This is a genomic window from Phaeodactylibacter xiamenensis, from assembly GCF_965229835.1.
Lineage (GTDB): Bacteria > Bacteroidota > Bacteroidia > Chitinophagales > Saprospiraceae > Phaeodactylibacter > Phaeodactylibacter xiamenensis.
The window spans coordinates 1,543,334-1,555,386 of the sequence record NZ_OZ245931.1 but is presented as its reverse complement, the minus strand read 5'-3'; the positions used below and the strand labels follow the sequence as shown (position 1 = coordinate 1,555,386).

The window sequence follows — 12,053 nt, the reverse complement described above, 5'->3', positions numbered from 1 at the left end:
TAGAGTGGTTTCGGGTGATTTAAATAGGGTTATACCCTTGGGATAACAGGGGCAGGCTCGGGTTGTTCTGCTTCTTCCTTTTCCTCTTTCTGCTCGCCCATTTTGATGAAGTAATTGATGAGGTCTGAAATCTCCGAGTATTTGATCCGGGACTTCATATCCATAAACACAAAGCCATCTTCATCACGGACCAGTAGCAACAGGTTCTTGATTTTATTGCGGTTGTCTCGTGCCATGATCCGGACGGAAGAGCCTTCACTGTCCACCTGCAACAGGTCTTCGTACCCATTGTCCTGAATGTTCCTGACAAAAGCTTTGAGTTCGGACTCTGGCAGGGCTGCCCCCTTTTCAGAAGCCAGCATACGGAACTTGCCAATCTTACGGGCATAGCGCAGGGCTACTTTGGTTTCCTCGTCTTTCACACTGTTGTATACAATGCCTCCGCCCAGCCACATGACCCAGCCGGGCAGCTTGAAGTTGACTACTCCGGGCTGCTTTTTGTGGGTTTGGTAAAACTGAGCTGTTGTTTTGGGGCTGCTGCAGGAAGTAAAAGCAAAAGCTGCTGCACAAAAAATAAGAATAGGCAGTCTCATAGCGGTTGGGTTTGTGGTGGAGTAAACAGCATTGGTGGGGTACAAGACCCCAACCATGGCTTTGACAGATTATTTTACTGTTTCTGCTCGGCAGGCTCTTCGTTGTCGTCAAACTCATTGATGAGTCTGGAGATTTTCTCCATGTCGATTTTGCCTACAAAGCTCATCAGCACGAACTCTTCCCCACCGCCGACCAGCAGCAGGAGTTCTTCCATAGTGCCGGCGGCGTCTTCCTTGACCAGGAAGTCGACGTTTTGCTCGTCGGCATTACGGACAGTCATGAGAATTTCGTATTCGGTGGTATTGATCTTCTGCTTGGCTTCCTTGTAAAAGCCGGCACCATTTTCCTCTGCGACGAGGATTCGGATGCCCTTGAGGTCGGAGGCCAGGTCAATAATGGCAGCGGTCTCGTTGTCGTCCATTTCCATAGATTCCACATCCAGCTTTCCGAACATGCTCATCAGTTTGGAGCTGATGTAGACCACGGTGAAGCGGTCGTCGTCAAGGTATTGCTGAAAGTACTTGTCAATGGCATTGGCATTGGAGGTCTGCGCTGAGGCGATGCTGACGATGCCCAGCATCAAGGCGGTAAAAATCCACTTTGAGGTCTTCATGATTCAAAATTTACGGATAAACAATCGGATGAGTAAAGGTTGGTTATTCAAAAAAGCGGCTGATCTCTTTGAGGTTGCGCTCAAAGCCCTGAGCAGCCACATCTGTTCCCTGATTGAGTTCTAAGGACGCCCTTTTCAGTGCGCTGCTGGTAATCGCAAACGCCTGTTTGGGGTCTTCCACTTCGTATTTGGACCAGTCAACGCCGGCCACTTCCTGATGCTGCGCGGGCTGATAGCCTTCGTACATCCAGAAAGCGCCGATGGCAAGGGCTACAGCGGCTGCTACCCGCAATACCCATGTTCTGGCAGAAAGGTGCCGGACTTTGGCTTCCTGAGGCTGCAGTTCCGCCAGTAATTTGGCGTCAAAGGCATCGCCCAGTTCCGGGGCGGCATTTTGCTCCAGGTACCCAAACAAGGGGCGGTACCCCTTTAGATCTTCCGGCAGGTCTTTGCGCTGAAACGCACGCCGGAGTTGGGCTTCTTCTTCAAGGCTCGTCTGCCCTTCGAAGTAGCGGTCTAGTAATTGCCGTATCAATTGGTGGTCCATAAGGCGGTTAATTTATTTCGGATGCTCTTCCGAGCTCTGAAAATATTCGTTTTTACCTGTGCCAGGGGCATTTCCAGGGTGTCAGAGATTTCCTGATAGGTAAACCCATCCACATCCCGGAGCTGCATGGCCATTCTTTGGTTTTCGGGCAGTTCCTGCATCAGTTTCTGAATTTGCAGGTAGCTGTCCGAGAGTTCCGCTTGCTGATCGGGCGTATGTGCTGAGCTGCTCAGCCTGTAGGCACCGTCCAGCCCTTCGTTTTGGTTGAACCGAAGGCGGCGCTTGTCGATGGACCGGTTTTTGGTCAGCTGCATACACCAGGCTTCGATGTTGCGGACTGTACTCAGCTCCTGGCGTTGTTCCCAGACTTTGATCAGGGTTTCCTGCACCACATCCTCTGCCTCCTGTGGGTTCCCCGTTATGCGAAGGGCGACCCGGTAGAGTTTGGTTTTGATGGGCAGTATGTCTGATTTGAAAGTTTCCAGGTTCATTACGCTCTCTAAGTAGTTTGACGGAAATAAGTTAGACCGTTTTCTCTTTAGGTTTTTGTTTCCCGGTTAACCGGGATCAACTCAGCTTCCAAGTTTTCAGCTGCTAATGAAATTGCCCAAAAACTCAAACGGTCTAACTTATTTTGTTTCCGTCTCTAAGCTGCGTTCACTAAGGTGACGGCAAGGGTTAACGGAAAGTTACAGCCATGCCGGAAAAAATTTAAAGTTAATATAAAGTCAACCTTTGGCACACCATATAGAGTTGTTATGAGACGTTGTACCTTTGCGCAACGCAGAAAGTCTATTGTGAATCTATGAAGATTGTCGACCGCTTACTGATCAAGAGTTTTATCCCGCCTTTCATTGTGACGTTCATGATTGCGATGTTCGTTTTGGTGATGCAGGTACTGTGGCTGTATATTGATGATATAGCGGGCAAGGGCCTGGGGTTGTTTATCATCCTGGAGCTGATGGGGTACAAAAGCCTCTCCCTGGTGCCAATGGCCCTGCCGCTGGCGGTGCTGATTTCCTCCGTGATGGTAATGGGGAACATGGCAGAGCGGTATGAGCTGTCCAGCTTCAAGTCTGCGGGTGTGTCCCTGGCCCGCATCATGCGGCCCATGATTGGGTTTGGTTTTTTTGCCGTTCTGGCTTCCTTTTTCTGTTCGAACAACCTCATTCCGGTAGCGAACCTCAAATTTGGCTCCCGGATGTACGATATTCAGAAGCAGAAGCCTGCCCTGCGCCTGGAGGCCGGTATTTTCAATGATGACTTTGACGGGTATGCCATCCATATTGGTAATAAGCCCGGCGATGGAAAGCGTATAGAGGATGTACTGATTTATGATCATACCGATGCCAACAAAGGGCAGCTTTCCCAGATTATAGCCAGTGATGGCGAAATGTACGCTACCGAAGATGGCAGCTACTTTATGATGAACCTCCACAACGGCCATCAGTATATGGAGGGGGATCCATCAGGTTCTGGCAACAGCCGGTCCTATCCGTTTGTGCGCACTAATTTCAAAAGCTGGTACAAAGTCTTCGACTTGAGTGAGTTCAACCTTAACCGGACCAACGAAGACCTTTTTAAGTCCAACCGGAGTATGCTGACAAGCGGTCAGCTGGCCGATGCAGTAGACTCACTGGAGCAAAAGATCCGGCGCCGAGAGGTAGGCATTTCCAATCAGTTTAGTTCCTACTTTGATTTGCTGGAGCTGGACAGCACCTTCCTGGATAATCCGGATGAAGAAGATAAACTGGCCGCAGCAGAAGCCGAACGGATCAGAGCGGAGGAGGAAAACCTGGAAGCCAAAGCGAGTGAGGCTGCAGAGGAACAGAATGAGGAGGCTGACTCTACTGAGGCTGAAAACGTTGTCGGGGATGCTGAAACCGATGACCAGCAACCGGCATTCGCACCAGATGAAAAAATCAACCGTAAACCCATCAAGTCCTTTGAAGGGCGGCCCATCAAGCAGGAGATTGAGAAACCGGTTGAAGAGTACGAGAGTATCCTGATGCTGTTCACGGAATCAGAGCGCCTGAGGTTGGTCAATAAGTCCAAGTCTTTTATCCGCAGCATACAGGCGCATGCCGAATCCGCCACCCGCTCGATTGACCGGTTGCAGGAAAGCCGGGTTCAGCACATTTATGAGCTTCACACCAAATACAGTATGGCACTGGTGTGTTTTATTTTCGTCTTTATCGGCGCACCTATGGGTGCTATTGTACGCAAAGGTGGTTTCGGATACCCCATTCTGATCTCCATCATCTTTTTTATGGTCTTTATTGTACTGACTATTTTCTGCCGCAAAATTGCTGAATCCTTCGTGCTTCCCGCTGCGGTTGCAGCCTGGGTACCCTGTACTGTGCTTTTTCCCATTGGGGTTTTGCTGACCCGCAAGGCGATGAATGACAGCAAGCTGGTCAACATCGATCAGTACGCTAGTTTTTTCAAAGCCATCATCAACTTATTCAAAAAACGAAAAGCCGAGCATGACGCCGCTGTCTGATTTATGGCAAACGAACCGCTGGTTTTTTTCCGGTATGGTTCAATTTCTTTTATTCGGAGCTGTATTGTTATTCCTGATGGAAACCGGTGCTTTTGTTTGGTTTTTCAGCCGGCACCGAAGCGGGTTGCTGGACCTTCTGTTTGTGAACGGCACTAAGCTTGGCGAGCCCATCGGGTTCATTGCGGCCGGACTGGTCTTGTTGTTTATAAAATTCAGGCATGCAATTGCACTGCCACTGCTTGGTTTTAGCGTATCTGTTATTTCTTATGTGATAAAGTCTTTCTTTGCGCACGACCGCCCCTTTGCCTATTTTGAGAAACTGGGCATCGCCGGGCAGCTCAACCTGGTGGAAGGCATCAAAGTGCACTCGGGCGCTACCAGTTTTCCAAGCGGCCATACGATGGCAGGCTTCGCTCTTTTTGCCTTTATGGCCTTCTGTGCGCCAAATAAAAAGTCTACCGGTGCCTTGTTTTTCCTGCTGGCACTCATCGTAGGCTTGTCCCGGATTTACCTCACTCAGCATTTCTTTAAAGACGTCTACCTGGGGGCATTTTTGGGGGTTTTAATTGCTATGTTTTGGTACTACATTCAGTATCTCCCAAAGGTGTCATGGCTTGATAAAAGCCTTAAAATGCCCTGGGGGGGAACTTCATAATACAGGTGAGGGTTTTTTCAAAAACAATAATGGCATGCCTGATTTGAATTTGCCTGCACTAGAAACCGGGCGGCTCCTCCTTCGTACGCTTAATCCGGCTTCCTTTAAAGCATTGACTTCCAAACATGATGACGAGACGCTGGGGGCAGCCCTCAATTGCCTCACACCAGAAATGTATGCTGGCATTAAAGAGCGCTTCCTGACCTATGGCCTGGACAATCCGCGTCTGAGCATGCACAACTGGTTGTTGTACCGTAAAGATACCGGGAAGCTGATCGGAGACTTTTCCTATCACATTATCTTTCGTCGGCACCTACGGGCAGAAATTGGCTACAGTCTGTACGATACGGAAGACCGTGGGCAGGGATTTATGCAGGAGTTGCTGCCGGTCACCCTGAAGTTTGGCTTTGAAGAACTCGGGCTGGAGCGAATCGAAGCCTTGACTGCGGTTGACAACTGGGCATCTATGAGGCTGTTGCATAAATTTGGCTTTCGCAGAGAAGGCTATGCCCGCCGGCATTACCGGTTCGAAGGTAAGAATACGGACTCATTCAGTTTTTCGCTGGTACCTGAGGAGTTTATCCCGGAACCAGCGCTGCCTCCTGTTGAAAAGTTAGTGCGTGGTTTTGAAAGGCATACCATACCGGAAGAAGGATGGACGCATGAGGCACATTTGAAGGTGGCGCTTTGGTACTTGTTCCACCAAGGAGAAGAGGAGGCGCTTTGCCGGATGCGAACTGGCATTATTGCCTACAATTTATACCTCGGGCATCAAAACACTCCCGAAGCGGGCTATCACGAAACGCTCACTGTATTCTGGATCACTGTTTTGAAGCACTTTCTGGAGGCGCATCCACATCTGAATTATGATGAGGCTTTGAGTGAGTTCCTACAGTCCCCCCAGTCGGCATCCGCCTATCCAAAAACCTTTTTTAGCGAAAGTTTACTACAGTCGGTCAGGGCCAGGTCACGGTGGGTCGCACCTGATTTGCAGCCGCTGTAAAGCAAAAGAGCGCATCAGTTTTAGTAGCTGATGCGCCCTTTGCTATTTTACTTTGTAGTTGCTATTTCCCCGGACTTAATCCGTCTCATATAATCCTTGTAGGCCCGCATCACATTGGGCATGAGTACATAAAGCCCCATCACATTAGGGAAGCACATCGCAAAGATCATCGCATCGCCAAAGTCGAATACGCTTTTGGCAGAGATCGCTGAACCAATTACTACGAAGGCACAGAATATTGCCTTGTAGATCAACTCATTGGTTTTGTTCTCCCCGAAGAGGTAAGTCCACGCCTTCAGGCCGTAGTAAGACCAGCTGATCATAGTGGACAGAGCGAAAAGAATAACCGCCACGGAAAGAATAGGCGGGAACCAGGCCATCACCGTTTCGAAAGCGGAAGAAGTCAGCGTGATGCCATCCAGGTCGCCATTTTGGTCGCTCAGGAAAGCCTGCTCAGCTCCAATGCCGCCGTAGTTGGTGATAACAATAACTAAAGCGGTCATCGTGCAAATGACAACGGTGTCAATAAAAGGCTCAAGAAGCGCTACAACACCTTCCGAGATCGGCTCGTCTGTGCGTACTGCCGAGTGGGCAATAGAAGCAGAGCCCACACCTGCTTCATTTGAAAATGCGGCACGCCGGAAGCCCTGTATCAGCACACCGATGAAGCCGCCGTAGAGGGCATCTGAGTTGAAGGCGCCACCAATGATTTCTCCAAAGGCAGCAGGAATATCTGCGTAATGGTAGGCCAATACGACAATTGCGCCCAACACATAAATGCCCACCATGAATGGGACAATCTTGTCGGTCACCCGGGCAATAGATTTGATACCTCCGATGATAATGATGGCTACAATGACGGCCATAACCGCGCCGAACATCCAGGAGCTGTCCGCAATAAAGCTCTCCTTTCCGCCGGTTACGTCAATGAATTGCTGTGCGGCCTGATTGACCTGCACCATATTGCCACCACCGAATGAACCACCAATACAGGCGATCGCAAAAAGCACGGCCAGCACTTTACCGATGACGCCCATAGTGGGCCCTTTTTCCTTAAAGCCTTTATCGAGGTAGTACATAGGGCCACCGGAAACGGAGCCATCGACGTTGTAGTTCCGGTACATAACGCCCAGGGAGCATTCCACGAACTTCGACGTCATCCCGAATATGCCGGCAACGATCATCCAGAAGGTGGCACCAGGCCCGCCAACCGATACTGCGATGGCTACCCCGGCAATATTGCCGATTCCAACAGTACCCGAAAGTGCGGCTGTAAGTGCCTGGAAATGAGAAACCTCACCTGCGTCATTCGGGTCATCATACTTACCGCGTACCACGTTGATGGCGTGACCAAAAGCCCTGATATTCACAAAGCCAGTATAAATCGTAAAAATGAGTGCTCCGGCGATGAGCCAGACCAGCACAAAAGGTATGGTAAAGCCTGCTACCGTAATGGGGACGAATACGACGCTCTCCACCACCTGGGTGAGCGGCTCCATCACAGAGTTGATTTTGTCATCAATAGTTGAGCCACCATCTTGCGCCCAGATTGCAAAAGGGGCAAAAAGGCTGAGGATAAAAAAGAGAAGTTTCTTCATGGTTGTGAGTGATTTGCCTTTGCCGGAGAGCCATTTTGTTCAGGGCCAGCTCAGGCATCTTGCTTGCAGGTGTAAAGTTTGGTTTAAAGTCGTTATCGGTATCTACAAGAAGTTTTTTGAAGCACTTAGTTGAATAATGCCGACTAAGGTATTCGATTATTTTTACTTATTCAAAAGATCAAGCTGAATATTTGGCAGCGTTCAAACCAGTACCGTCTATGTTCTGGGGATGTATTATCTTGTGGTTGGGAATAAGTAAGCAGCTTTTGCAGCTGTCCTGGCCAGTTACTGGCTTACTATCTTAAAAGCATGATTTAAATTGCAACAGCAACCGACAGATCAGGAGTTACTGGATTTGCTGAATCAGGGGGATGAGAGAGGCATTGAGCTGATTTTCAGACAGTACTACGCCTATATTTGCAAAGCGGTGTATAAAATCATTCCGGATAGCAATCTCGTGGAAGACCTGGCCCAGGATGTGTTTTATGAGCTTTGGCGGAAGCGGGACCGCATTCAGGTTGCTTCATCGCTGAAGGGCTATCTGCGGCGGGCAGCTGTGAACAAAGCCCTGAATTACGTCCGCGATCAGCGCATAAAGTTCACTGAGGAAGCGCAGGCGCCTGTGCAGAAGAGTTCAGAAGCTACTGCCCCGGAACTTTTGGCTGCGGAGCATTTGCAATCAAGAATAGATGCAGCTATTGACGCGTTACCGGAGCGATGCCGGATTATATTCGTGCTCAGCAGGTTTGAAGATATGAGTTACCGGGAAATAGCAGAGCAACTGGAGATTTCGCCAAAGACGGTAGAAAATCAGATGGCGAAAGCGCTGAAGATACTCCGGGAAATGTTAAAGTTCAATCCGGGGAAGGAAGCCTGAAATGGGCAGTAAATGTCACGTTTGGGCGGGCAGATGACATTTCAGGCATTATTCTGAAAAAGGAAAATATAAGATAGGGGAGGGCGGTTATGCCTGTGTCCTATTGACGAATGAATCAAATGAGAATGAAATTATCACAATATATATCATTGTTTCACCGGCAGCAAACTGGTCAGCTGCTACCGGAAGATGAAGATGCCCTTCGCAATCAGCAGGACCCCGGGCTGCATCGGGAGCTGGAAGAGCTGTGGTCGGAGAGCCTGTCCTATCAATCCGGTTATGAGCCGGATGTGGACAAAGGGTTCTCCCGACTGAAGTCCCGCATGGATGCTGATCAGGCCAGGGATACCCAAACCGTCCGGCTGACTTCAACGTCCCGGAGTTGGATGAGTATTGCTGCAGCGATTGCACTGGTAATAGCCATTGGTACGCTCTGGCTGATCAACCGTGGGCAGGGCGCGTCTGCCCTGGCCTTCACTACCGGTCCGGCGGAACAATTGGAGGTCGCTCTGCCTGATGCCTCTGCTGTTTACCTCAATGAGGACTCTTACCTGAGTTTTGATATTGTTGACGGCCAAAGACAGGTCTCTCTCTCCGGCGAAGCATATTTCAAGGTGGCACCCGATCCCGATCGTCCCTTTGTGATTCATTCTAATGGAGTGCGTACAACAGTTCTGGGTACGGCATTCAACCTACGGGCTTATCCGGAAGAACCTACCGTTGAGGTGGAAGTAACCGAAGGCCTGGTGCGCATGGAAAATGCACAAGCCGGGCAGCAGGTGGAACTAAAGCCTAAGGAACGAGGTGTTTTTAGCTCCGATGAGCTAAAGCTGGTCAAGAAGCCTGTGTCAGAGCTCAACGCGCAGGGATGGCATAGCCAGAAACTAGTCTTTCGTAATGCAGAGCTGGGCAATGCCCTGCAGGAAATTGGCCGGTATTATAAAGTCGAATTCAAACTGGGTAGCCAAGACCTGCAATCGTGTGCATTATCTACCGAAATTGCAGGAGATCCTTTGCCAGATTTTCTACAGGTTTTGGAAACCATTTACGGGCTCGACGTTGAGCAAACCGGAGCTTCCAGTTACCACCTGAAAGGAGGGCGTTGCCGCTAAGGATTGCTCTGATACTACGCAATAGGCTCAAGCAGCCGTAGTTCTACTCGGCGGTTGCGCAAGCGTCCGGACTGCGTATCATTAGAGTGGCTGGGGTATTTTTCTCCCATGCCCCGGGAGTTGAGCCGTTTTGGGGAGATGCCTTTTTGCTTCAGGTATTCCGCCACCGCTCTCGATCGTTTTTCTGATAATGATAAATTGGTCGCAGCTGAGCCCACGTTATCGGTATGCCCGATGATGTCCAGTTGCATGTCCGGATGCGCTTTCATAATCCGCGCCAGTTCATCCAGTTCCTGACGGGATGCCGGCGTCAGTTGTGCTCCACCGGACTCAAACTGAATATGGTCCAGGGTGATAAATCGCCCGCGCATCAGTTCCTTTAGCTTTTGCCCCTGTAGTTCCAGCGTGGGCAGTTCTTCCACCAGCTCAAATTCCAGCTTTTCAAAGCAAACAGCCTGACGGTTGTTGTAATTGCCGGTGGCGGAGGTAACGCCCCAGTACACCTTGTCTTTGCCCCTGAAGATCGTCCTGACCAGGTCACGCTGCAGCGAAATCACCTCTTTTCCGTCTATGCGTACACTCAAGGTGCGGGAGTCCGCATTCCAATTGATGTTTAGGTCATGCTCCCGGCAATCTTCAATGTTGGGTATACGGTTGGGGCCAGCCAGGTTGAAGCCATGATTCACACTGCCGTCCCTGAGAATAGCCACATGGTCTTCCCAGGGGTCGCCCAGGTGCTCATTTTGCCAGGTGTCAATTTCGATGCCAATAGCCGGATTCAGCCCCGCAAAGCCCATGCCTTCCCCCCGGTACCCGGTCCGTTCGGCATAAGGGTGGAAAACAAAGACCATGCCATCCGCCCCGTCCCGGTCTTTACACCCGAGCATAACGCGTAACTGCATGTCAAAGGAAGACTTGAGACTGATGGCTTTCTTGTACCAAATTGATCCGGAAGACCACTGATGATCAGGGGTTAGGGTGATGCAATTCTCGCCTGATTGGCGGGCATCGCCGTCCAGCCTGAAATCTGTAATCTGGGGCGTCTGAGCAAGCAAAGGGAAACCGGGGCTAAATAAATACAACAGGAAGGTGTAGAGGGCAAGGTGTTTCATAGCTATCGGGTTTTGCGAAAACGAATATGTTGTCAAAACGCGAGATTGCCTGCTTTGGTTTTTTAATCTCTGATTTTAGCAAGTGATGCTTCCGGAACATAAAAAAGCCGCCTGTCTGAAAACCGAATTCAGACAGGCGGCAAAGGTTGAAATGGGAATGTACCTTCGGGTTTAAATGATCATGCCCGCACCCACTGTTTCATTTGTCCCTTCATCCACGAAGATGACGCTGCCGGTAATGCGGTTCTTGCGGTAGGCATCGTAATAGAGCGGCTTGGTGGTCCGTATCACCACACGTGCGATGTCGTTCATACCGATCGTCTTGTCTTCTTCGTTGCGGTGGAGAGTATTGATGTCCAGTTTGTACCGAATCTCCTTGACAATACAGCGCACCTCTTTGGTGGTATGAAGAACAGCGTACTTTCCCCGGGGTTGCAGCGGGCGGTCAGCGAACCAGCACACCATGATTTCCAGGTCCTGCTCCACTTCAGGCTGATTGTTTTCCCGCACAATCATGTCGCCCCGGCTTAAATCCAGGTCGTCCTCCAGCAGGAGGGTCACCGACATGGGCGGGTATGCTTCATCGACTTCCCCGTCAAAGGTGTCAATCTTTTTGATTTTACTGGTGAATCCGGAAGGCAGCAGCATCACATCATCTCCTTTTTTGAAGATGCCACCGGCGATGCGTCCGGCATAGCCCCGGTAATCATGGTAGTCATCAGAGTTGGGCCGCACCACATACTGTACCGGGAAGCGGCAGTCAATGAAGTTGTGGTCGCTGCCGATGTGTACATTTTCCAGATAGTAGAGCAGGGTGGATCCGTCGTACCAGGGGGTGTTTTCGGACTTGGTCACTACGTTATCCCCCTTTAGTGCAGAGATGGGGATGAAGTGGACGTCGTTGACATTCAGCTTGTAGGAAAACTCCTCGAAGTCCTGCTTGATCTTTTCGTAAGTCTCCTCCGAATAGTCGACGAGGTCCATCTTATTGATACATACGACAAGGTGCGGGATTTGCAGCAGGGATGCGATAAAGGCATGCCGGCGGGTTTGTTCCAGTACGCCCCGGCGGGCATCAATGAGGATGAGTGCAACGTTAGCCGTAGAAGCCCCGGTCACCATATTTCGGGTGTACTGAATGTGGCCCGGGGTGTCCGCGATGATGAATTTGCGCTTGGGCGTTGAGAAATAGCGGTAGGCCACGTCGATGGTAATGCCCTGTTCGCGTTCAGCCTTCAGGCCATCGGTGAGGAGGGCCAGGTTAACGCCTTCTTCCCCCCGCCTTTCACTGCTTTCCCGTACCGCATCGTACTGATCTTCAAAAATAGATTTGCTATCGTACAGCAGCCGCCCGATGAGGGTAGACTTGCCGTCGTCTACACTGCCCGCTGTGGTGAACCGGAGCAGTTCCATATTATCGTAATTATCCATTTCTTTTG

12 protein-coding genes are annotated in these 12,053 nt (G+C 50.3%); 5 read left to right on the top strand and 7 right to left on the bottom strand.

The features are described from left to right. Positions 1–29 precede the first annotated feature (29 nt). The 4 genes from ACO08I_RS05720 to ACO08I_RS05705 all read right to left on the bottom strand — a co-directional run bounded on the left by ACO08I_RS05720 (position 30) and on the right by ACO08I_RS05705 (position 2,245). The gene (locus tag ACO08I_RS05720; RefSeq protein WP_160213954.1) at positions 30–593 is read right to left on the bottom strand and encodes a DUF4252 domain-containing protein; all 564 of its coding nucleotides are present in this window, start codon (positions 591–593) and stop codon (positions 30–32) included. A gap of 74 nt (positions 594–667) precedes the next feature. Continuing rightward, a complete protein-coding gene (locus ACO08I_RS05715; protein ID WP_044228547.1) occupies positions 668–1,207 on the bottom strand; it encodes a DUF4252 domain-containing protein in 540 nt (179 codons plus the stop codon). A 43-nt stretch (positions 1,208–1,250) separates the two neighbouring features. Next, positions 1,251–1,754, bottom strand: coding sequence for a hypothetical protein (locus ACO08I_RS05710; RefSeq protein WP_282777229.1), 504 nt, complete (start codon positions 1,752–1,754; stop codon positions 1,251–1,253). Beyond that, complete coding sequence (locus ACO08I_RS05705) at positions 1,739–2,245, bottom strand: RNA polymerase sigma factor (RefSeq protein WP_282777227.1); 507 nt, start codon at positions 2,243–2,245, stop codon at positions 1,739–1,741. The genes ACO08I_RS05710 and ACO08I_RS05705 overlap by 16 nt, the downstream gene beginning before the upstream one ends. A 314-nt stretch (positions 2,246–2,559) precedes the next feature. Between ACO08I_RS05705 and ACO08I_RS05700 the strand changes: the two genes are divergently transcribed. From ACO08I_RS05700 to ACO08I_RS05690, 3 genes are read left to right on the top strand one after another with little or no spacing between them, the layout of a single operon-like run. After that, positions 2,560–4,257 carry an LptF/LptG family permease gene (locus ACO08I_RS05700; protein ID WP_282777225.1) on the top strand — a complete coding sequence of 566 codons (1,698 nt, stop codon included), beginning with the start codon at positions 2,560–2,562 and terminating at the stop codon, positions 4,255–4,257. Next, positions 4,241–4,912, top strand: a complete 672-nt coding sequence (locus ACO08I_RS05695) for a phosphatase PAP2 family protein (RefSeq protein WP_282777223.1) — start codon at positions 4,241–4,243, stop codon at positions 4,910–4,912. The genes ACO08I_RS05700 and ACO08I_RS05695 overlap by 17 nt, the downstream gene beginning before the upstream one ends. A gap of 34 nt (positions 4,913–4,946) precedes the next feature. Beyond that, entirely contained in the window at positions 4,947–5,915 is a 969-nt protein-coding gene (locus ACO08I_RS05690) for a GNAT family N-acetyltransferase (RefSeq protein WP_282777221.1), read from the top strand. Between the two features lie 47 nt (positions 5,916–5,962). Here the strand turns inward: ACO08I_RS05690 and ACO08I_RS05685 are convergent, their stop codons facing one another. Continuing rightward, the gene (locus ACO08I_RS05685; RefSeq protein ID WP_282777219.1) at positions 5,963–7,513 is read right to left on the bottom strand and encodes an alanine/glycine:cation symporter family protein; all 1,551 of its coding nucleotides are present in this window, start codon (positions 7,511–7,513) and stop codon (positions 5,963–5,965) included. Positions 7,514–7,832: 319 nt separating this feature from the next. Here ACO08I_RS05685 and ACO08I_RS05680 point away from each other — a divergent pair, with 319 nt between their 5' ends. Together ACO08I_RS05680 and ACO08I_RS05675 are read left to right on the top strand one after the other, a co-directional pair. Beyond that, complete coding sequence (locus ACO08I_RS05680; RefSeq protein ID WP_282777217.1) at positions 7,833–8,390, top strand: RNA polymerase sigma-70 factor; 558 nt, start codon at positions 7,833–7,835, stop codon at positions 8,388–8,390. 125 nt (positions 8,391–8,515) lie between these two features. Continuing rightward, the gene (locus ACO08I_RS05675) at positions 8,516–9,502 is read left to right on the top strand and encodes a FecR family protein (protein ID WP_282777215.1); all 987 of its coding nucleotides are present in this window, start codon (positions 8,516–8,518) and stop codon (positions 9,500–9,502) included. A 14-nt stretch (positions 9,503–9,516) separates the two neighbouring features. Here the strand turns inward: ACO08I_RS05675 and ACO08I_RS05670 are convergent, their stop codons facing one another. Both ACO08I_RS05670 and cysN read right to left on the bottom strand, forming a co-directional pair. After that, on the bottom strand, positions 9,517–10,614 hold the full coding sequence (locus tag ACO08I_RS05670; RefSeq protein WP_282777213.1) for a lectin-like domain-containing protein: 1,098 nt from the start codon (positions 10,612–10,614) through the stop codon (positions 9,517–9,519). 171 nt (positions 10,615–10,785) lie between these two features. After that, the gene (gene cysN / locus ACO08I_RS05665) at positions 10,786–12,045 is read right to left on the bottom strand and encodes a sulfate adenylyltransferase subunit CysN (RefSeq protein WP_044228530.1); all 1,260 of its coding nucleotides are present in this window, start codon (positions 12,043–12,045) and stop codon (positions 10,786–10,788) included. Between the last annotated feature and the right edge of the window lie 8 nt (positions 12,046–12,053).

Coding starts and splice junctions, on each gene's coding strand:
- ACO08I_RS05720 (WP_160213954.1), bottom strand. CDS start 593: ATGAGACTGCCTATTCTTATTTTTTGTGCAGCAGCTTTTGCTTTTACT.
- ACO08I_RS05695 (WP_282777223.1), top strand. CDS start 4,241: ATGACGCCGCTGTCTGATTTATGGCAAACGAACCGCTGGTTTTTTTCC.
- ACO08I_RS05715 (WP_044228547.1), bottom strand. CDS start 1,207: ATGAAGACCTCAAAGTGGATTTTTACCGCCTTGATGCTGGGCATCGTC.
- ACO08I_RS05710 (WP_282777229.1), bottom strand. CDS start 1,754: ATGGACCACCAATTGATACGGCAATTACTAGACCGCTACTTCGAAGGG.
- ACO08I_RS05685 (WP_282777219.1), bottom strand. CDS start 7,513: ATGAAGAAACTTCTCTTTTTTATCCTCAGCCTTTTTGCCCCTTTTGCA.
- ACO08I_RS05700 (WP_282777225.1), top strand. CDS start 2,560: ATGAAGATTGTCGACCGCTTACTGATCAAGAGTTTTATCCCGCCTTTC.
- ACO08I_RS05705 (WP_282777227.1), bottom strand. CDS start 2,245: ATGAACCTGGAAACTTTCAAATCAGACATACTGCCCATCAAAACCAAA.
- cysN (WP_044228530.1), bottom strand. CDS start 12,045: ATGGATAATTACGATAATATGGAACTGCTCCGGTTCACCACAGCGGGC.
- ACO08I_RS05670 (WP_282777213.1), bottom strand. CDS start 10,614: ATGAAACACCTTGCCCTCTACACCTTCCTGTTGTATTTATTTAGCCCC.
- ACO08I_RS05675 (WP_282777215.1), top strand. CDS start 8,516: ATGAAATTATCACAATATATATCATTGTTTCACCGGCAGCAAACTGGT.
- ACO08I_RS05690 (WP_282777221.1), top strand. CDS start 4,947: ATGCCTGATTTGAATTTGCCTGCACTAGAAACCGGGCGGCTCCTCCTT.